Genomic DNA, 20,100 nt, shown 5'->3' with positions numbered 1-20,100 from the left:
TTTTTGTGGCGATTGTCTTCAGTCACAGATCGGGTTAGAACAAATCGATCGGCGCCGCTTCATCCGCTGGCAGTGGGCTGCCCGGCGCAGTGCCGTTACCCAGTTCGTTGACCGACGGCGGCGTGTCTTCGCTCTTGAACAGCTCGAAGTAAGCGTTCGGCGTGCTTGGCGAAGCCGCACGCCCACTGATCGGGTCGATCCGCAGGCTGAGAATGCCTTCCGGCTCAGGCTGGGTGTGCAGCGGCTTGTCCTTCAGGGCTGCGCCCATGTAGCTCATCCAGATCGGCAGTGCCACGGTGCCGCCAAACTCGCGGCGGCCGAGGCTTTCCGGTTGGTCGTAGCCGGTCCACACGGTGGTCACGTAGTCAGCGTTGTAGCCGGAGAACCAGGCGTCCTTGGACTCGTTGGTCGTACCGGTCTTGCCGGCGATATCTGCGCGGCCCAAGGCCAGGGCGCGACGGCCGGTGCCCTTCTTGATGACGTCTTCCAGAATGCTGTTGAGGATATACGTGGTACGGCCATCCACAATGCGTTGAGCTACCGCAGGCGCTTGTGGTTCTGCAGGTGCGGTGGCGTTTGTGGCAGGCGCTGCGCCTGGAGTCGGCTCAATGGTGATACCGCCGTTGCTCGGTGCCGCGATGCCATCCGGCGCCGCCACGCCGTTGACCACGTCGCCCGGCACGCGTGGCGGGTTGGCGGTGAACAGGGTGTCGCCATTGCGGCTTTCGATCTTGTCGATCAGGTACGGCGTGATCTTGTAGCCGCCGTTGGCAAAGGTGCTCCAGCCGGTGGCGATTTCCATCGGCGTGAGGGTCGCGGTGCCCAGTGCCAGAGACAGGTTCGGCGGCAGGTCCGACTTGTTGAAGCCAAAGCGTGTCATATAGTCGATGGTCTTGCCGACGCCCATTGCCTGCAGCAAGCGGATCGATACCAGGTTACGTGACTTGTACAGCGCCTCGCGGACACGGATCGGGCCGAGGAAGGTGTTGTTGTCGTTCTTCGGGCGCCAGACCTTGTCCAGGTACTCGTCGACAAACACGATCGGTGCGTCGTTGACCAGGCTGGCGGCGGTGTAGCCGTTATCCAGCGCGGCACTGTAGACGAACGGCTTGAAGCTCGAACCCGGTTGGCGCTTGGCCTGGGTGGCGCGGTTGTAGTTACTTTGCTCGAAGGAAAAACCGCCGACCAGGGCGCGGATCGCACCGTTCTGCGGGTCAAGTGATACTAGGGCGCCTTGAGCTATAGGCACTTGGCTGAATTTCAAGCTGTCGTCTTTCTGGCGTTGCACGCGGATCAAATCACCCACTTGCGCTACGTCAGATGGCTGCTTGGGCACCGGTCCCATGCTGTTGGTGTTCAGGAACGGGCGCGCCCACTTCATGCTGTCCCACGAAACATGGCCTTCGCCGGTGCGGGTCAGCACCTGCACGCCATCTTTCTTCACTTGGGTGACGATGGCCGGCTCCAGGCCGCTGATCGGGCGCTGTTTGCCCAATTCGGTGGTCCAGGCGCTCAGGGTCTTGCCCGGCAGGCGCGATTCAGGGCCGCGGTAGCCATGGCGCTGGTCGTAGGTGACCAAGCCGTCGCGTACTGAGTTGTTGGCGATTTCCTGCAGGTTGCTAGGAATGGTTGTGGTCACGCGGAAGCCTTCTGTGTAGGCCTCGCTGCCATAACGGCCGACCATCTCGGCGCGTACCATTTCAGCGATGTACGGTGCGTTCACTTCCGGCGTCGGTACGTGGTAGCTGGCATTCAACGGCTCGGCAACGGCACTTTCATAAGCGGCCTGGTCGATCTTGCCCAGCTTGTACATGCGCCCCAGGATCCAGTCACGACGCTCTTTGCTGCGCGCCGGATTGGCCAGCGGGTTAAAGCGCGAAGGGGCCTTTGGCAGGCCAGCAATCATTGCCATTTGTGCCAGGCTGGCATCACGAATCGACTTGCCATAGTAGACCTGGGACGCTGCCTCGATCCCGTAGGCGCGGTTGCCCAGGTAGATCTTGTTCACGTACAGCTCAAGGATCTCGTCCTTGGTCAACTGACGTTCAATCTGCAATGCCAACAGGATTTCCGTGGCTTTACGCGAAAAACTGCGCTCGCTGGTGAGGAAGAAGTTCTTCGCCACTTGCATGGTGATGGTGCTGCCACCGGATTGAATGTGTCCGCTTTTTACCAATTGCGTCGCCGCACGCACCAGGCTGCCGGGGTCGACACCGTAGTGGTTGGCGAAATTATCGTCTTCAGCCGACAGCAGGGCATTGATGAAATTGGGCGGAATATCGGCGAAACGGATCGGGGTGCGGCGCATTTCGCCGAACTCCGCGATCAGTTTTTCATCGCTGCTGTAGACCCGCAAAGGAATCTGCAACTGGATACTTCTGAGTGCCTCTACGGAGGGCAAACCCGGACTAAGGTAGAGGTAGGCCCCGCTGAGTACGAGCAGCAGCCCGCAGACGATCGCGACAATGGAGTACCCGAAAAACTTCAGCAGACGAATCAAGGCTTTTGGATTTCCAGAGAAAAGAATGAGTTACGCGTCGGGGCATGCATAACAAACGATGGATCGACCCGAGCAGCAGAAAAAAGCGGGAAAAAACGCTGGGCATTAAAGCATTTTCGGCCTGGGGCGTCATTCGCACCACTCAAACAAGTCGACCGAATGCACGGTGCCCGAGGGTAATCAGGCGGTATGAACGCCGATATGACAGGGAAAGTTTTGGGGAGTTTTATGAGAAAGGGATTTTTCAGGCGAAAAGTCGACACCGTCCTGGGCGTCGATATCAATGACACTGGCATCAAACTGATTGAGTTGGGCCGTTCCGCCAACGGTTACAGCGTTCAGGGTTACGTCACGCGGCAGTTGCCCTCCCATGCGGTAGTCGATGGCACGCTATTGCACCTTGAAGCCATAGGGCAGGTGCTGCAGCAGGCGTTATCGGGTCTGCATACCTCGGCCCGGCAGGCAGCTGTGGCTGTGGCGGGTCCTTCCGTGATCACCCGGGTGCTAGAAATGCAAGCGGGGCTCAGTGATGAGCAGATGGCCTGGAAGATCCAGATGGAAGCCGATCAGTACATTCCTTACCCATTGGATGACGTCGCCATCGATTTTCAAGTGCGCGGCCCATCACCCCAGGACCCAGCGCGGGTCGAGGTATTACTGGCCGCTTGTCTGAAACAACAGGTAGAGGCCCGCGAAGCGGTTTTGGCCTTGGCCGGGTTGGTCGCGCGCGTAGTCGATGTCGAAGAATTTGCATTGGAGCGCGCTTGCAGTCAGGATTTCGGCAGCTTCACGCCGGGCCATCGAGTGGATCGCGCACAATGGGCCGTGGATGCCCACGGGATGGGAATTGCTTGCGGGTTGGCCCTAAGGAGTTTCGCTGGATGACACGAATCAATCTTTTGCCATGGCGTCAGACGCTGGCAGAGCGGCGGCGCAAATACTTCCTGGCATTTTTGCTCGCGTTCGCCTGTGTGGCGCTCGCGGCAGTGTGGCTGGCGGATCAGGTGATCGACCAGGCGATTGGCCGGCAAGCAGCGCGAAATAACCATTTGAGCAAGGAAGTCGCCGCACAGGATTCGCGCCTCAAGACCATCGATGACCTTGAGGAGCAAAGCCAGCAATTGGTGCAACGCATGAAGGTTGTGCAGGACCTGCACGAAGCCCGCTCAGCCAGCATGCAGCTCTTGGACCAGTTGGCCCGTGCGGTACCGGATGGTGTGCACCTGCATGAGGTGGTTGCCAAGGGCGATACGGTGAGTCTCAGCGGCAGCGCGGAGTCGAACCAGGATATTGCACAACTGATGCGCCGACTGCAGGCGTCTGAAGGTGCCCATGCCCCGCGATTGCAGCATGTGCGTGCAGACCGCGGGCGCGGCAGCAATGAATTTCAATTGATGGTGCGCCAAAGGGAATCCGCCGAGGCTCAGCCTTGAGCCTGCCCAGGCTCGACTTCTCCACGCTTTCTCACAACGCTGCTAAATGGCCTTTGCCGGGTAAGGCTCTGTTGGGCTGCGCGCTGGCAGGTCTGGTGCTGGTGGTGGGCGATAGTCTGCTGCTGGCTCCGGCCCGTGAGCAGCAGTACGCGTTGGAGGCGCAGGAAGTAGTCCTGCAGCAGGCGCTTGCGCAAAAAACCGGTTTGGCAGCCAGCCTTGAGGGGCGTACCCGTCAGGCCCAGGCCATGCAAGATAAGGTCTCCGGGTTTTTACGGCAATTGCCCGGTGACTCCGATATGCCCGGTTGGTTGGAAGACATAGCCCGGCTGGCGGTTGCCAACGGCTTGGCGGTCGAGCGTGTCACGGTGTTGGACGAGCAACCTCAGCCTCTTTACATCGAGCAGCCCGTGCAGGTCCGTGTTTTAGGCGCCTACCACGACCTGGCGATGTTCGTAAGCGCCTTGGGCGGCTTGCCGCGCGTCGTCACAGTGCATGATGTTGTGCTCAGGTCTGATGGGGCGTTGTTGCGTCTTGACCTGCTGGCCAAGACTTATCGGAGCACCGCGCCGCGTGGCAAGTCGGCGCTGGCGGTCGAGCAGGGGGCTCGATTTGTCTACGGTGCAGCCTCCCTGCGTGACCCCTTCCAGCCGTCCACCCAGCAGGTTGCGCACGCGCCGGGTCGGCCGGCGCGTGCGCCGGACCTCACCCGCGCGCGCGGAGCGCTGGAAGGCTTGGCCGTCGATCAGGTCGAAATGGTCGGCACCATATCCCGTGGCTTGCAGACCTTTGTCTTACTGCGTGCGGCGTCGACGGTGCATCGCCTTGCAGTCGGCGACTATCTGGGGCCTGACTACGGCCGGATAACGGCCATTCATGGCAACCACATCGAACTGGCCGAACTGTTCCCGGATGAACAGGGCGCATGGCTGGAGCGTTCGCGAACCCTCGTGTTAAACGTCAACTCATAACGGAATCAAACAATGAAAAGGACTTTCTCGTCCTTCGGTGTGGCGCTATGGATAGCGTTCACGGCACCGATGGCGTCTGCTGTGCCCAACCGTGTGGATCTGATCCAACTGCCGCCACCTGGCAGCGCGGCGCTAAGCGCCTATAACGGTGACAAACTGAACCTCAACTTCCAGAACATCGATTTGCGCGCGGTATTGCAGCAAATTGCGGATGTCGCCGGGCTTAATCTGGTGACCAGCGACGAGGTGCAAGGCTCGATCACCTTGCGACTCAAGGATGTGCCCTGGGATCAGGCGCTGGACCTGGTGTTGCAAGCCAAAGGGTTGGACAAGCGCGTGAAAGCAGGCGTTTTGCTGGTGGCACCGGCCGAAGAGTTGGCCGCCCGTGAGCTGCTGGTGCTGGAGTCACGCAAACAGTTGGCCGAGTTGGCGCCTTTGCGCAGGGAGCTGTTGCAGGTCAATTACGCCAAGGCGGCTGATTTGGCCAAGTTGTTTCAGTCGGTGACGGGCATTGATGGCATCACCGATGAGCGTGGTTCGGTCGCGGTGGATGACCGCACCAATAACATCATCGCCTACCAGACCGGCGAGCGGCTTGAAGAGCTTCGACGGATCGTGGCGCAACTGGATATTCCAGTGCGCCAGGTGATGATCGAGGCGCGGATCGTCGAAGCCAATGTCGACTACGACAAAAGCTTGGGTGTGCGCTGGGGTGGGCGCCTTAATCGTGGCAACTGGGCCGCAGGCGGCATCAGCAAACCGTTGGCCGAGGGGGGTGAGCCATCGGCAAACCCTCCCAGTTCACCCTTTGTCGACTTGGGTGCACTCACGGGGACTTCGGGCCTGGGCATTGCCTATATCACCGACAACCTGCTGTTGGACCTGGAATTGAACGCCATGGAAAAAACCGGCAACGGCGAAATCGTCTCGCAGCCCAAGGTGGTCACTTCCGACAAGGAGACCGCGCGTATCCTCAAGGGCACCGAGATCCCTTACCAGGAATCCACCTCGCGTGGTGCCACTTCGGTGTCCTTCAAGGAAGCCTCGCTGTCCCTGGAGGTAACCCCGCAGATCACCCCTGACGGCTGGGTCATCATGGAGGTCAAGGTCACCAAGGATGAGCCCGACTATCTCAACAAGCTCAACGACGTGCCGCCGATCAAGAAAAACGAGGTCAACGCTAAGGTGCTGGTCAAGGATGGCGAGACCATCGTCATCGGCGGAGTTTTCTCCAATACCCAAAGCAAAGTGGTAGATAAAGTGCCATTTTTGGGCGATGTGCCGTATCTTGGCCGCCTTTTCCGGCGCGATGTGTTGGCGCAAAGAAAATCCGAGCTGCTGGTATTCCTGACTCCGCGTATTATGAATAACCAGGCGATTGCTGTGAGTCGTTGATTCTGTGCGAAATTTGATTCTTGTAGGACCGATGGGGGCTGGAAAAAGCACCATCGGCCGTTTGCTGGCCAAAGAGCTGCGCCTGCCGTTCAAAGATTCCGACAAGGAAATTGAATTGCGCACGGGTGCCAATATCCCATGGATCTTCGATAAGGAAGGCGAGCTGGGCTTTCGCGACCGCGAGCAGGCGATGATTGCCGAGCTGTGTGGCTGCGATGGCGTGGTATTGGCCACCGGCGGCGGCGCAGTTATGCGCGATGAAAACCGCCGGGCGCTGTATGCCGGTGGTCGCGTTGTGTACCTGCATGCGTCGGTCGAGCAGCAAGTGGGCCGTACTGCGCGGGATCGCAATCGCCCATTGTTACGCACCGCCGACCCGGCCAAGACCCTGAGGGATCTGCTGACATTGCGCGATCCGCTCTATCGGGAGATCGCCGACCTGGTGGTGGAAACCGATGAGCGGCCGCCACGAATGGTCGTTCTTGACATCCTCGAGCGCTTGCAGCGGTTGCCGCCCCGTTAAAGCCAAGCCCGAAATGCGCTATTCTCGACGGCGCGCTACACGCCTTCGGGGTGTGGCGTAGAGCCATCAGGCGACGTCAGATCCGAGCGTTGCCGATTGTAAATTTATCTTCACGCGGGGACACATGCAGACACTTAAGGTCGATCTAGGCGAGCGCAGCTACCCAATCCATATTGGCGAAGGTTTGTTGGACCTGCCCGAGTTGCTTGCTCCGCATATTGCCGGGCGGCAAGTGGCGATCATCTCCAACGAAACGGTCGCGCCGCTGTATCTTGAGCGTCTGAGCCGCAGTCTTGCGGCGTACTCGGTGATTTCGGTGATCTTGCCTGACGGCGAGGCCCACAAGAACTGGGAAACCCTGCAACTGATCTTTGATGGCCTGCTGACTGCGCGCCATGACCGGCGTACCACCGTGGTTGCCCTTGGCGGCGGTGTGATCGGCGACATGGCTGGTTTTGCGGCGGCCTGCTACCAGCGTGGCGTGGACTTTATTCAGGTGCCAACCACCTTGTTGTCCCAGGTCGATTCGTCGGTGGGCGGCAAGACCGGTATAAACCACCCGCTGGGCAAGAACATGGTGGGTGCGTTTTATCAGCCTCAAGCCGTGCTGATCGACACTGCGACCCTCAATACGCTGCCACCGCGCGAGCTGTCGGCGGGTTTGGCGGAAGTCATCAAGTACGGCTTGATCTGCGACGAGCCGTTTCTGACCTGGCTCGAAGAACATATGAGCGCCCTGCGCGCCCTCGACCAAGTTGCACTCACCGAAGCGATTTCCCGCTCCTGCGCCGCCAAGGCGCTGGTGGTGAATGCCGACGAGCGGGAGTCCGGTGTACGCGCCACCCTGAACCTTGGTCACACCTTCGGCCATGCGATCGAAACCCACATGGGCTATGGTGTGTGGTTGCATGGGGAAGCGGTAGCGGCCGGCACAGTGATGGCATTGGACATGTCGCAACGTCTGGGCTGGATCAGTGCCCAGGAGCGGGATCGGGGTATCCGCCTGTTCCAGCGCGCTGGCTTGCCGGTCGTACCGCCGTTGGAGATGACCGAGGCGGATTTCCTCGAACATATGGCAATAGACAAGAAAGTGATCGACGGTCGCCTGCGACTGGTGCTGCTGCGCCGCATGGGCGAAGCGGTAGTGACCGACGATTATCCGAAAGAGATTTTACAGGCCACGCTGGGAGCGGATTACCGCGCCCTGGCCCAGCTTAAAGGTTAATAAGATCCCGATGACTAGTTTGCATGCCGACGAGGCGTTCCTCGGCCATTACCAGTTAAGCCATGACCCTTTTGCTCCACGGGTGCCTGGCTTCAAATTTTTCCCTGCCCAGCGCAAGCCGGTGCTTGGCCAACTGCACCACCTGGCGCGCTACAGCCAACTGCTGCTGGTAGTCACTGGCCCGTTGGGCAGCGGCAAGACCTTGCTGCGCCAGGCGCTGGTTGCCAGCACCAACAAGCAATCGGTACAGAGCGTGGTGGTGTCGGCGCGTGGCGCCGGTGATGCGGCGGGCGTGTTGCGCCAAGTGGCCCAAGCACTGAACGTGGCCACGGCCGAGCCGAACGCGATTCTCAAGCAAGTGGTGCAACTGGGCCTGACCGGCCAGGAAGTCTACCTGTTGGTGGACGATGCCGAGCAGCTCGACGAGTCCGCCCTGGAAGCGTTGCTGGCGCTGGCAGCGGGTACGCCCGAAGGTCGCCCGCACGTGTTTCTGTTTGGCGAGTCTTCGTTGATCGCTGATCTGGAGCAGATCAGTGGCGACCAGGAGCTGTTCCACGTCATCGAATTGCAGCCTTACGAAGAGGAAGAGACCCGCGAATACCTGGCTCAACGCCTCGAAGGTGCCGGGGCCGGTATCGAACTTTTCTCCGCTGCGCAGATCTCTGATATTCACGAAAGCTCCGACGGCTGGCCTGGCACCATCAACCAGGTTGCCCGGGATGCCTTGATCGAAGCCATGATTGCAAGCCGCTCTGCGGTTAAGCGTCCAAAGATGGGGTTTACTATGCCTAAGAAGCACGTATTGGCTATTTCCGCCGTTGTCGTGGTCGCTGTTGCCGCCGCCTGGTTGATCCCAGGCCGCAGCAAGGCACCCGCCACCGCCGGCGCGCCAACCGAACAGGCGCAGTTGCCACTGGGCAAACCCACGCCAAATGTCGAATTCGCCAACTCCGGCCAACCCACCAACCTGCCGATGGTAGGTCAGCCAGTGATGCGCGGCCCGCTCGCCGAAGAAGCCGGTGGCATCTCCGAAGGCGACGACGGTGTGCCGGTGGAAGGCTCCAGTGCTACGCCACCGACCGTGACCACTACCGCGCCACCTGCGGGCGTGCCGGCCGGTCAGCCAGCTGCTCCGGTCGCCAAGCCTACCCCGGCCCCGACTGTCGCCACTGCCAAGCCTGCCGCAGTTGCCAAACCGGTCGCACCTGCTCCAGCCGCCAAACCGGCACCGGCTGCCAAGCCAGCTGAAAAAACCGCCGCCACTGTCGCCAAGGCAGGTGCCGCCGGCAGCAGTTGGTACACCAGCCAGCCGACCGGCAACTTCGTGGTGCAGATCCTCGGCACCAGCTCCGAAGCCAACGCTCAGGCGTTCGTGAAAGAGCAGGGCGGCGAGTACCGTTATTTCAAGAAAATGCTCAACGGCAAGCCTCTCTACGTGATCACTTACGGCAACTTCTCCAGCCGTGCAGCAGCTGAATCCGCTATCAAGGCCTTGCCAGCGAAGGTTCAGGCTGGTAAACCTTGGCCACGCACTGTTGCCAGCGTTCAACAAGAACTCGCAACAACTCGCTGAAGATTCGGCGGCCTTACCCAGGCCGCCTCTCCCGGCACCTCAAAAAACTACAACAGCGTGCAGCCCTGAAGGCCGCGCGCTTTGTGGTGTCTGCGCACGTAGCTTTTGAGTCGTAGCGGTCAGAATTAAAAAAGTTTTGACTAGCACAGCATATCGCTTTAAACCTTTCATAAATGCGACATAGATTTGCGACATTTCGCCGCTAAATTTGTGAGCGTTCGTGTCGGTGTGTACAATGACCTCCCTTTTGCCCCCGCTAAGCCGGCGTACGTTCGGCGTGGAAGGTAACCGGTTGAATTGAAAAGAAATTTGCCTCGATATAAGAGGCAGCCTGGTGAGAAAGTGTCTATGAAAGCAGGTCTGTACCAACCCGATGAATTCAAGGATAACTGCGGTTTCGGCCTGATAGCCCACATGCAGGGCGAGCCCAGTCATACCCTATTGCAAACGGCCATCGAGGCCCTGACCTGCATGACCCACCGTGGTGGGATCAACGCCGACGGCAAAACCGGTGACGGTTGCGGCTTGCTGATTCAAAAGCCCGACCAGTTCCTGCGTGCTGTGGCAAAAGAACAATTTGCTGTCGACCTGCCCAAGCAATACGCCGTGGGCATGGTGTTTTTCAACCAAGACCCGGTCAAAGCCGAAGCCGCTCGCGAGAACATGAACCGCGAGATCGTTGCTGCCGGCCTGCAACTGGTCGGCTGGCGCAAAGTGCCGATCGACACCAGCGTGCTCGGCCGTCTGGCTCTGGAGCGCTTGCCACAGATCGAACAAGTGTTCATTGCTGGCGATGGCCTGAGCGATCAGGACATGGCGATCAAGCTGTTCACCTCGCGTCGTCGCTCGTCGGTGTCCAACGCCGCCGATACTGACCACTACATCTGCAGCTTTTCGCACAAGACCATCATTTATAAAGGCCTGATGATGCCGGCGGATTTGACCGCCTTCTATCCAGACCTGAGCGACGAGCGCCTGCAAACCGCAATCTGCGTGTTCCACCAGCGCTTCTCCACCAACACCTTGCCGAAATGGCCGCTGGCTCAGCCATTCCGCTTTCTCGCCCATAACGGCGAGATCAACACCATCACGGGTAACCGCAACTGGGCCGTGGCCCGACGCACCAAGTTCGCCAACGACTTGATGGACCTCGAAGAACTCGGCCCGCTGGTCAATCGCGTGGGTTCCGACTCCTCCAGCATGGACAACATGCTCGAGTTGATGGTCACCGGTGGCATCGACCTGTTCCGTGGCGTGCGCATGATCATTCCGCCAGCGTGGCAGAACGTTGAAACCATGGACCCGGATCTGCGTGCGTTCTACGAGTACAACTCGATGCACATGGAGCCATGGGACGGCCCGGCCGGTGTGGTCATGACCGACGGCCGCTACGCGGTGTGCCTGCTCGACCGTAACGGTCTGCGCCCGGCGCGTTGGGTCACCACCACCAACGGTTTCATCACCCTCGCGTCGGAAATCGGCGTGTGGGACTACAAGCCTGAAGATGTCATCGCCAAAGGCCGTGTCGGCCCTGGCCAGATCCTGGCCGTGGACACTGAAACCGGGCAGATCCTCGACACCGATGCTATCGACAACCGCTTGAAGTCGCGTCACCCGTACAAGCAATGGCTGCGCAAGAACGCCCTGCGCATCCAGGCGACCATGGAAGACAACGACCACGGTTCGGCTTTCTATGACGTCGACCAGCTCAAGCAGTACATGAAGATGTACCAGGTCACGTTCGAGGAGCGCGACCAGGTGCTGCGTCCGCTCGGCGAACAAGGCTACGAGGCCGTCGGCTCCATGGGCGATGACACGCCAATGGCCGTGCTGTCCCAGCGCGTGCGCACGCCGTACGACTATTTCCGCCAGCAGTTCGCCCAGGTGACCAACCCGCCGATCGACCCGCTGCGCGAAGCCATCGTGATGTCGCTGGAAGTGTGCCTCGGTGCCGAGCGCAACATCTTCCAGGAATCGCCTGAGCACGCTTCCCGCGTCATTCTCAGTTCGCCGGTGGTTTCCCCGGCCAAATGGCGCTCGTTGATGACCCTGGAGCGCCCAGGCTTCGACCGCCAGATCATCGACCTGAACTACGACGAGAGCCTCGGCCTTGAAGCCGCTGTGCGCAACGTCGCCGATCAGGCCGAAGAAGCTGTGCGCGCCGGTCGTACCCAGATCGTATTGACCGACCGCCACATCGCGCCAGGCAAACTGCCGATCCACGCTTCCCTGGCTACCGGCGCGGTGCACCACCGCTTGACCGAAAAAGGCCTGCGCTGCGACTCCAACATCCTCGTCGAAACCGCCACTGCCCGCGACCCGCATCACTTTGCGGTGCTGATCGGTTTCGGCGCCTCGGCGGTGTACCCGTTCCTTGCGTACGAAGTGTTGGGCGACTTGATCCGCACCGGTGAAGTGCTGGGCGACCTCTATGAGGTGTTCAAGAATTACCGCAAGGGCATTACCAAGGGCCTGTTGAAGATCCTGTCGAAGATGGGCATCTCCACCGTCACCTCGTACCGTGGCGCTCAATTGTTCGAAGCCATCGGTCTGTCCGAAGAGGTCTGCGACCTGAGTTTCCGGGGTGTACCGAGCCGCATCAAGGGTGCGCGTTTCGTCGATATCGAAGCCGAACAGAAAGCCCTGGCGGCCGAAGCCTGGAGCGCGCGCAAGCCGATCCAGCAAGGCGGCCTGCTCAAGTTCGTCCACGGTGGCGAATATCACGCCTACAACCCGGATGTGGTCAGCACCCTGCAAGCCGCTGTGCAGCAGGGCGACTACGCCAAGTTCAAGCAATACACCGCGCTGGTGGATAACCGCCCGGTGTCGATGATCCGCGATATGTTCAAGGTGAGAACCCTGGACACCCCGCTGGCGATCAGCGAAATCGAGCCGCTGGAATCGATCCTCAAGCGCTTCGACTCCGCGGGTATTTCCCTCGGCGCTTTGTCGCCCGAGGCCCACGAAGCCCTGGCCGAAGCCATGAACCGCCTGGGGGCGCGTTCCAACTCCGGCGAAGGCGGTGAAGACCCGGCGCGCTACGGCACCATCAAGAGCTCGAAAATCAAGCAGGTGGCGACGGGTCGTTTCGGTGTAACCCCGGAATACCTGGTTAACGCTGAAGTGCTGCAGATCAAAGTCGCCCAGGGCGCCAAGCCCGGTGAGGGCGGCCAACTGCCAGGCGGCAAGGTCAACGGCCTGATCGCCAAGCTGCGTTATGCAGTGCCGGGTGTGACCCTGATTTCGCCGCCGCCGCACCACGACATCTACTCCATCGAGGATTTGTCGCAGCTGATTTTCGACTTGAAACAAGTCAACCCGCAGGCCCTGGTCTCGGTGAAACTGGTCGCGGAAGCTGGCGTGGGCACCATCGCCGCCGGTGTGGCCAAGGCCTATGCCGACCTGATCACCATCTCCGGCTATGACGGCGGCACCGGCGCTTCGCCGCTGACTTCCATCAAATACGCGGGCGCGCCGTGGGAACTGGGCTTGGCTGAAACCCACCAGACTCTGCGTGGCAACGACCTGCGCGGCAAAGTACGGGTACAGACCGACGGCGGCCTGAAAACCGGTCTCGATGTGATCAAGGCTGCGATCCTCGGCGCCGAAAGCTTCGGCTTCGGCACCGCGCCAATGATCGCCCTGGGCTGCAAATACCTGCGCATCTGCCACCTGAACAACTGCGCCACCGGCGTCGCGACTCAGAACGAGAAGCTGCGCAAGGACCACTACATCGGCACCGTCGACATGGTGGTGAATTTCTTCACCTACGTCGCCGAAGAAACCCGTGAGTGGCTGGCGAAGCTGGGCGTGCGTTCGCTGGAAGAGCTGATCGGGCGTACCGATCTGCTGGAAATCCTCGAAGGCCAGACTGCCAAGCAACAGCACCTGGACCTGACGCCGCTGTTGGGTAGCGATCACATCCCGGCAGACAAGCCGCAATTCTGCCAGGTGGATCGCAACCCACCGTTCGACAAAGGCCTGCTGGCCGAGAAGATGGTCGAGATGGCCAGCGCGTCGATCAACGACGCCAGCGGTGGCGACTTCGCTCTGGATATCTGCAACTGCGACCGTTCCATCGGCGCACGCATCTCCGGCGAAATCGCGCGCAAGCACGGCAACCAAGGTATGGCGAAAGCGCCGATCACCTTCCGCTTCAACGGCACTGCGGGCCAGAGCTTCGGCGTGTGGAACGCCGGTGGCCTGCACATGTACCTGGAAGGTGACGCCAACGACTACGTGGGCAAGGGCATGACCGGCGGCAAGCTGGTGATCGTTCCGCCTAAAGGCAGCATCTACAAGACCCAGGACAGTGCCATCATCGGCAACACCTGCTTGTACGGCGCTACCGGTGGCAAGCTGTTCGCCGCTGGCACTGCCGGTGAGCGTTTCGCCGTGCGTAACTCCGGTGCCCACACCGTGGTCGAAGGCACTGGCGATCACTGCTGCGAGTACATGACCGGGGGCTTTGTCGCGGTACTTGGCAAGACCGGGTACAACTTCGGTTCGGGCATGACTGGCGGTTTCGCCTACGTGCTCGACCAGGACAACACCTTCGTCGACAAGGTCAACCACGAGTTGGTCGAGATCCAGCGGATCAGCGGCGAAGCCATGGAATCCTACCGGAACCACTTGCAGCACGTGCTGGACGAGTACGTCGAGGAGACCGGCAGCGAATGGGGGCGTAACCTCGCCGAAAATCTCGATGATTACCTGCGTCGTTTCTGGCTGGTCAAGCCCAAGGCTGCCAACCTGAAATCGTTGCTTTCCAGCATCCGTGCCAACCCGCAGTGATATGCGCCTGAACAGTTTGATGAGGTTTTAACATGGCTGAACGTCTGAATAACGACTTCCAGTTCATCGATGTCGGGCGCAAAGATCCGAAGAAGAAACTGTTGCGTCAACGCAAGAAAGAGTTCGTGGAAATCTACGAACCCTTCAAACCCCAGCACTCGGCCGATCAGGCCCACCGCTGCCTGGGGTGCGGTAATCCGTATTGCGAATGGAAGTGCCCGGTGCACAACTTCATTCCCAACTGGCTCAAGCTGGTGGCCGAGGGCAACATCCTCGCCGCCGCCGAGCTGTCGCACCAGACCAATACCCTGCCGGAAGTCTGCGGCCGGGTGTGCCCGCAAGACCGTCTGTGCGAGGGTGCCTGCACCCTTAACGATGGCTTCGGCGCGGTGACCATCGGTTCGGTTGAGAAGTACATCACCGACACCGCGTTCGCCATGGGCTGGCGCCCGGACATGTCCAAGGTCAAGCCGACCGGCAAGCGCGTCGCAATTATCGGCGCAGGCCCGGCGGGCCTGGGTTGTGCCGACGTACTGGTGCGCGGCGGCGTGACCCCGGTGGTGTTCGACAAGAACCCGGAAATCGGCGGCCTGCTGACCTTCGGCATCCCCGAGTTCAAGCTGGAAAAAACCGTACTGAGCCACCGTCGCGAAGTGTTCACCGGCATGGGTATCGAGTTCCGTCTCAATACTGAAATCGGTAAAGACATCACCATGGAGCAACTGCTCGAAGAATACGATGCGGTGTTCATGGGCATGGGCACCTACACCTACATGAAGGGCGGCTTTGCCGGTGAGGACCTGCCGGGCGTGTACGATGCGCTCGACTTCCTGATCGCCAACGTCAATCGCAACCTGGGCTTTGAAAAGTCGCCGGAAGACTTCGTCGACATGAAAGGCAAGAAGGTCGTGGTACTCGGCGGTGGTGACACCGCAATGGACTGCAATCGCACCTCGATCCGCCAGGGCGCCAAGTCGGTGACCTGTGCCTATCGTCGTGACGAAGCGAACATGCCTGGCTCGCGCAAAGAGGTGAAGAACGCCAAGGAAGAAGGCGTGAAATTCCTCTACAACCGCCAGCCGATTGCTATCGTCGGTGAAGATCGCGTCGAAGGCGTGAAGGTGGTCGAGACCCGTCTCGGCGAACCGGACGCCCGTGGCCGTCGCAGTCCTGAGCCAATCCCGGGCTCCGAAGAGATCATCCCGGCCGACGCCGTGGTCATCGCCTTCGGTTTCCGCCCAAGCCCGGCGCCGTGGTTCGAGCAGTTCGAGATCCAGACCGACAGCCAGGGCCGCGTCGTAGCCCCGGAACAAGGCCAATACAAGCACCAGACCAGCAACCCGAAAATTTTCGCCGGTGGCGATATGGTTCGCGGTTCGGACTTGGTGGTGACAGCGATCTTTGAAGGCCGCAATGCCGCCGAAGGGATCCTGGACTATCTGCAGGTCTGACCCCAATACCAGCCTGAAATGGGGATCAAAAATGTGGGAGGGGGCTTGCTCCCGATAGCGGTGTCTCAGTATCTGTAACTGAACCACCGCAATCGGGAGCAAGCTCCCTCCCACATTTGTGTTACGGCGCTCTTATGTCCGCGACAAATTGACCCGATAGACAAAAGGCACCGCTCTTGCCGTGCCTTTTGCGTCGCGCTCTGAGAAAATGCCCGCACTTTTTTTGCGGATGCCGACATGACTGCCCTCAAGAACGACCGTTTCCTTCGTGCCCTGCTCAAGCAACCCGTAGACGTCACGCCCGTGTGGATGATGCGTCAAGCCGGTCGCTACCTGCCGGAATACCGCGCCAGTCGCGCCCACGCCGGCGACTTCATGAGCCTGTGCATGAACCCGGAGTTCGCCTGCGAAGTCACGATGCAGCCGCTGGACCGCTACCCACAACTGGACGCGGCCATCCTCTTCTCCGATATTCTGACCATCCCCGACGCCATGGGCCAAGGCCTGTACTTCGAAACCGGCGAAGGCCCGCGTTTCAAGAAGGTCGTCAGCACCCTGGCCGACATCGAAGCCCTGCCGATTCCTGATCCGCACAAAGACCTTGGCTATGTGATGGATGCGGTCAGCACCATCCGTCGCGAGCTCAATGGCCGCGTGCCGCTGATCGGCTTCTCCGGCAGTCCATGGACCTTGGCAACTTATATGGTCGAAGGCGGCTCGTCGAAAGACTTTCGCAAGACCAAGGCCATGCTCTACGACAACCCGCAAGCCATGCACCTGCTGTTGGAAAAGCTGGCGCAATCGGTCACCAGTTACCTCAACGGCCAGATCATGGCCGGTGCCCAAGCAGTGCAGATTTTCGACACGTGGGGTGGCAACCTGTCGTCGGCGGCGTATCAGGAGTTCTCCCTGGCCTACATGCGCAAGATCGTCAGCGGCCTGATCCGCGAGCACGAGGGCCGCAAAGTGCCGGTGATCATGTTCACCAAGGGTGGCGGTCTGTGGCTGGAAAGCATCGCTGATGCCGGCGCCGATGCACTGGGCCTGGACTGGACCTGCGACATCGGCGAAGCCCGTCAGCGCGTGGGCAACCGCGTCGCGCTGCAAGGCAACATGGACCCGACCGTGCTGTACGCCAAGCCGGAAGCGATCCGCACTGAAGTCGGCCGCATCCTGGCCAGCTACGGCAAAGGCAGCGGGCACGTGTTCAACCTCGGCCATGGCATCACGCCGGAAGTGAACCCGGAACATGCCGGTGCGTTCCTGCGTGCGGTGCATGAGCTGTCGGCGCAGTATCACGAGTAAACGCAAAACAAATGTGGGAGCGGGCTTGCTCGCGAATGCGCAGTGTCAGTCGATAAATACGTCACTGAAGCACCGCCTTCGCGAGCAAGCCCGCTCCCACATAAAGCAGGACCGCGTCAGGCCTTTACATTCCCCTGCGGCGCCAGCTTCGCCAGCTTCAATGCCACCAGCAACGCGCCGATCAGCAGCGCCACAATAAACCCGCCAATCCCATTCCACCCGGCAAAGTGCCAGAAGAACCCGCCCGCCGTACCGGCAACGCTCGAACCCACGTAGTAACAGAACAAGTACAGCGATGACGCCTGCCCCTTGGCCTTGACCGCGCGGCGGCCGATCCAGCTGCTGGCCACCGAGTGGGCGCCGAAGAAACCGAAGGTGAAGATCAGCATGCCCGGCACCACCAGCCACAGCGGGGTGAACAGTGTCAGTAACATCCCAGAAAGCATCAGCACGATGGTGCCCCACAACACACGACGCCGGCCGAGGCGATCCGCCAGCGAGCCGATTTTCGCCGAGCTGTAGATACCTGACAGGTACACCAACGACAACAGGCCGACCACGGCCTGGCTCAGCCCGTAAGGCGAGGCCAGCAGGCGATAGCCGATGTAGTTGAACATCGTCACGAATGCCCCCATCAGCAGGAACGCTTCGAGGAACAACCACGGCAAGCCCGCGTCCTTGAAGTGCATGACAAAGCCATCCAACAGGTTGCGTGGCTTGAGGCTGCTGGCGCGGAAGTTGCGCGACGTGGGGAGGATCTTCCAGAACACCGTGGCCGCGATCAATGCCAGGGCGCCGATGATCAGCGTGGCGGTGTGCCAACTGACGAAGTCGATCAGCACGCCCATGATCAAACGCCCACTCATGCCGCCAATCGCGTTGCCGCCGATGTACAGACCCATGGCCAGGCCGATATGTTGCGGGTGGATCTCTTCGCTCAGGTAGGTCATGGCCACGGCGGCCAGGCCGCTCAACGACAGGCCCACCAACGCACGCATCAGCAGAATCCCTTCCCACGTCGGCATCAAGCCACTGGCGATGGTCGCCAGCGCGGCACAGAACAACGCGGACACCATCACGGGCTTGCGCCCCAGGCGGTCGGATATCGGCCCGGTGATCAGCAATCCCAAGGCAAGCATCGCCGTGGCAACCGAGAGGATCAGGCTACTCTGCGCCGCGTTGATAGAAAACTCGTGGGACAGCGCCGGCATCATCGGCTGTACGCAATACAGCAATGCAAAGGTGGCGAAACCTCCGGAGAACAGCGCCAGCACGGTGCGCATGAACATCGGCGTGCCTTTTTCGATGAACTGCTCATTGAGCTGGGCCACCACCTCATCCAGGGCGGTAGGCGGGGCTTCTTGAGCAAATGGAGCGACAGCAGATTTCACGGGGACCTCGGCTAGGGAAAGCCTGCCAGACTGGCAATGCAAAAAAGAATATAGCTGGCTAATGATTCTTTCCAATATATTGTTCGACCTGTTTGATAGCTTTTACGACCTAATGAGGTTTGCATGGAATTGCGTCACCTGCGGTACTTCATCGCCGTCGCCGAAGAACTGCATTTTGGCCGCGCCGCGCAGGTGCTGGGCATCTCGCAGCCGCCGTTGAGCCAGCAGATCCAGGCGCTGGAGCAAGAGGTGGGCGCGCGCTTATTTGAGCGCACCAATCGTCGGGTCGAGCTGAGTGAGGCCGGTCGGCTGTTCCTGCAGGAGGCGCGATTGGTGCTGGCGCAGGTCGACAAGGCGGCAGATGTGGCTCGGCGTGCGCAGCTGGGGGAGCTGGGGGAGTTGAAGATCGGCTTCACCTCGTCGGCGCCGTTCAATTCCAGCATTCCGCAGGCGATCTTTGCGTTTCGCCAGGCGTTCCCGGCGGTGCACCTGAATCTGCAAGAGATGAGCAGCACCGAAGTGGCCGAGTCGCTGGTGGATGAGTCGATCCAAGTGGGCCTTATGCGGCCGCTGCCGTTGCCCGACTCGCTTGGCGTCATCGAGCTGATGCGCGAGCCTCTGGTCGCCGTACTGAATGCGGGTCACCCTTTAGTGGAAGGCAGCGAGCGCGGTTTGCACCTGGCGCAACTGGCGCAGGAGCCGTTTGTATTCTTCCCACGCACCTATGGCAGCGGCCTGTATGCGCAACTGCTCAACTTGGCCCGTGACGCCGGCTTCAGCCCGCACTTCGCCCAGGAAGCCGGAGAGGCGATGACCATCATTGGGTTGGTGGCAGCGGGGTTGGGTGTATCGGTGTTGCCGGCGTCTTATCAGCGCATACGCATTGATGGCGTGGTGTATCGCACGTTGCTCGATCAGGAGGCGGTGACGGCCGTGTGGCTGGTGCAACGCAAAGGCGCGCAAACCCCGATGGCCAAGGCGTTTGTGGAACTTCTAACCCGTAAGGCGTTGGTATGACGGGCGAATAACCTGTGGCGAGGGAGCTTGCTCCCTCGCCACAGGAAAGCGGGTGTATCAGTTCTGCTTCGACGTCCCTGTCTGCTCAAACAATTGCGCCGCCGACCCCGCCTCATTCGCGCCATTGCTGCGCAAACCCGCCATGATGTCGCTGTCCAGGTTGTTCACCCAGCGGTTGTAGTTGCGATGGATCTTGCCGTCCTTGTAGCCCAGGTCGCGGCTGTCGCGGTAGGTGATGGCGTAGCTGTTGCGGGTGTAACGGATGTCGATGGCGGCGTAGTACTGGTTACGTACGGTGATTTCGGCCTGCACCAGTTGCGGGCCGAAACGTTGCACGGTCCACTCGCGTTTTTGCAGGGCAGTAACGATGACCTGCTTCATTTTTTCTTCGCTGACCTGGGTGTCGGCCGGCAGCGCGTGCTGGGTGTTGAGCACCGGTTTGTTGGTGCAACCGGCGGTGGTCAGCAAAGCGAGGGTGATCAGGGTTGCGCGTAGCAAGGAAGACATTCCATTTTCTCCAATCGA

13 protein-coding genes and 1 pseudogene are annotated in these 20,100 nt (G+C 60.4%); 11 read left to right on the top strand and 3 right to left on the bottom strand.

The window, feature by feature from the left end:
- Positions 1-34: 34 nt before the first annotated feature.
- Positions 35-2,497, bottom strand: coding sequence for a penicillin-binding protein 1A (locus FW764_RS09300; protein WP_446433811.1), 2,463 nt, complete (start codon positions 2,495-2,497; stop codon positions 35-37).
- Between the two features lie 231 nt (positions 2,498-2,728).
- Between FW764_RS09300 and pilM the strand changes: the two genes are divergently transcribed.
- The 10 genes and pseudogenes from pilM (at position 2,729) to hemE (ending at position 17,167) form a co-directional block, all read left to right on the top strand.
- The gene (gene pilM / locus FW764_RS09295; RefSeq protein WP_446433676.1) at positions 2,729-3,385 is read left to right on the top strand and encodes a type IV pilus assembly protein PilM; all 657 of its coding nucleotides are present in this window, start codon (positions 2,729-2,731) and stop codon (positions 3,383-3,385) included.
- Positions 3,382-3,933, top strand: a complete 552-nt coding sequence (locus FW764_RS09290; RefSeq protein ID WP_446433675.1) for a PilN domain-containing protein — start codon at positions 3,382-3,384, stop codon at positions 3,931-3,933. The genes pilM and FW764_RS09290 overlap by 4 nt, the downstream gene beginning before the upstream one ends.
- Positions 3,930-4,901 (top strand): pilus assembly protein PilP, encoded by a 972-nt coding sequence (locus tag FW764_RS09285; RefSeq protein ID WP_446433674.1) that lies wholly within the window; start codon positions 3,930-3,932, stop codon positions 4,899-4,901. The genes FW764_RS09290 and FW764_RS09285 overlap by 4 nt, the downstream gene beginning before the upstream one ends.
- Before the next feature lie 138 nt (positions 4,902-5,039).
- Positions 5,040-6,296 (top strand): annotated as a pseudogene (locus tag FW764_RS09280) (type IV pilus secretin PilQ); the annotation flags it as partial.
- A gap of 4 nt (positions 6,297-6,300) precedes the next feature.
- On the top strand, positions 6,301-6,819 hold the full coding sequence (aroK, locus tag FW764_RS09275; protein ID WP_083355652.1) for a shikimate kinase AroK: 519 nt from the start codon (positions 6,301-6,303) through the stop codon (positions 6,817-6,819).
- Positions 6,820-6,943: 124 nt separating this feature from the next.
- Positions 6,944-8,044 carry a 3-dehydroquinate synthase gene (gene aroB / locus FW764_RS09270; RefSeq protein ID WP_446433673.1) on the top strand — a complete coding sequence of 367 codons (1,101 nt, stop codon included), beginning with the start codon at positions 6,944-6,946 and terminating at the stop codon, positions 8,042-8,044.
- 10 nt (positions 8,045-8,054) lie between these two features.
- Complete coding sequence (locus FW764_RS09265) at positions 8,055-9,617, top strand: AAA family ATPase (protein ID WP_446433672.1); 1,563 nt, start codon at positions 8,055-8,057, stop codon at positions 9,615-9,617.
- Between the two features lie 348 nt (positions 9,618-9,965).
- Positions 9,966-14,411 (top strand): glutamate synthase large subunit, encoded by a 4,446-nt coding sequence (gene gltB, locus FW764_RS09260; protein WP_446433671.1) that lies wholly within the window; start codon positions 9,966-9,968, stop codon positions 14,409-14,411.
- A 32-nt stretch (positions 14,412-14,443) separates the two neighbouring features.
- Positions 14,444-15,862, top strand: a complete 1,419-nt coding sequence (locus FW764_RS09255) for an FAD-dependent oxidoreductase (protein WP_101265717.1) — start codon at positions 14,444-14,446, stop codon at positions 15,860-15,862.
- Positions 15,863-16,099: 237 nt separating this feature from the next.
- Positions 16,100-17,167 (top strand): uroporphyrinogen decarboxylase, encoded by a 1,068-nt coding sequence (gene hemE / locus FW764_RS09250; RefSeq protein ID WP_446433670.1) that lies wholly within the window; start codon positions 16,100-16,102, stop codon positions 17,165-17,167.
- 116 nt (positions 17,168-17,283) lie between these two features.
- On the opposite strand, the gene FW764_RS09245 is transcribed toward hemE, so the two are convergent.
- A complete protein-coding gene (locus FW764_RS09245) occupies positions 17,284-18,510 on the bottom strand; it encodes an MFS transporter (RefSeq protein WP_446433810.1) in 1,227 nt (408 codons plus the stop codon).
- Between the two features lie 171 nt (positions 18,511-18,681).
- Here FW764_RS09245 and FW764_RS09240 point away from each other — a divergent pair, with 171 nt between their 5' ends.
- Positions 18,682-19,575, top strand: a complete 894-nt coding sequence (locus tag FW764_RS09240; RefSeq protein ID WP_446433669.1) for a LysR substrate-binding domain-containing protein — start codon at positions 18,682-18,684, stop codon at positions 19,573-19,575.
- A gap of 57 nt (positions 19,576-19,632) precedes the next feature.
- On the opposite strand, the gene FW764_RS09235 is transcribed toward FW764_RS09240, so the two are convergent.
- Positions 19,633-20,082, bottom strand: a complete 450-nt coding sequence (locus FW764_RS09235) for a hypothetical protein (protein ID WP_446433668.1) — start codon at positions 20,080-20,082, stop codon at positions 19,633-19,635.
- Between the last annotated feature and the right edge of the window lie 18 nt (positions 20,083-20,100).

This window comes from Pseudomonas sp. 1152_12 (genome assembly GCF_052850675.1).
Note: the sequence above shows the minus strand (reverse complement) of the source record. Positions and strands in the feature narration are given on the sequence as shown.

Bases quoted from the DNA above. Each gene is read 5' to 3' on its own strand.
- pilM (WP_446433676.1), top strand. From the start codon at position 2,729: ATGAGAAAGGGATTTTTCAGGCGAAAAGTCGACACCGTCCTGGGCGTC.
- FW764_RS09290 (WP_446433675.1), top strand. From the start codon at position 3,382: ATGACACGAATCAATCTTTTGCCATGGCGTCAGACGCTGGCAGAGCGG.
- aroB (WP_446433673.1), top strand. From the start codon at position 6,944: ATGCAGACACTTAAGGTCGATCTAGGCGAGCGCAGCTACCCAATCCAT.
- FW764_RS09265 (WP_446433672.1), top strand. From the start codon at position 8,055: ATGACTAGTTTGCATGCCGACGAGGCGTTCCTCGGCCATTACCAGTTA.
- gltB (WP_446433671.1), top strand. From the start codon at position 9,966: ATGAAAGCAGGTCTGTACCAACCCGATGAATTCAAGGATAACTGCGGT.
- FW764_RS09255 (WP_101265717.1), top strand. From the start codon at position 14,444: ATGGCTGAACGTCTGAATAACGACTTCCAGTTCATCGATGTCGGGCGC.
- hemE (WP_446433670.1), top strand. From the start codon at position 16,100: ATGACTGCCCTCAAGAACGACCGTTTCCTTCGTGCCCTGCTCAAGCAA.
- FW764_RS09240 (WP_446433669.1), top strand. From the start codon at position 18,682: ATGGAATTGCGTCACCTGCGGTACTTCATCGCCGTCGCCGAAGAACTG.
- FW764_RS09235 (WP_446433668.1), bottom strand. From the start codon at position 20,082: ATGTCTTCCTTGCTACGCGCAACCCTGATCACCCTCGCTTTGCTGACC.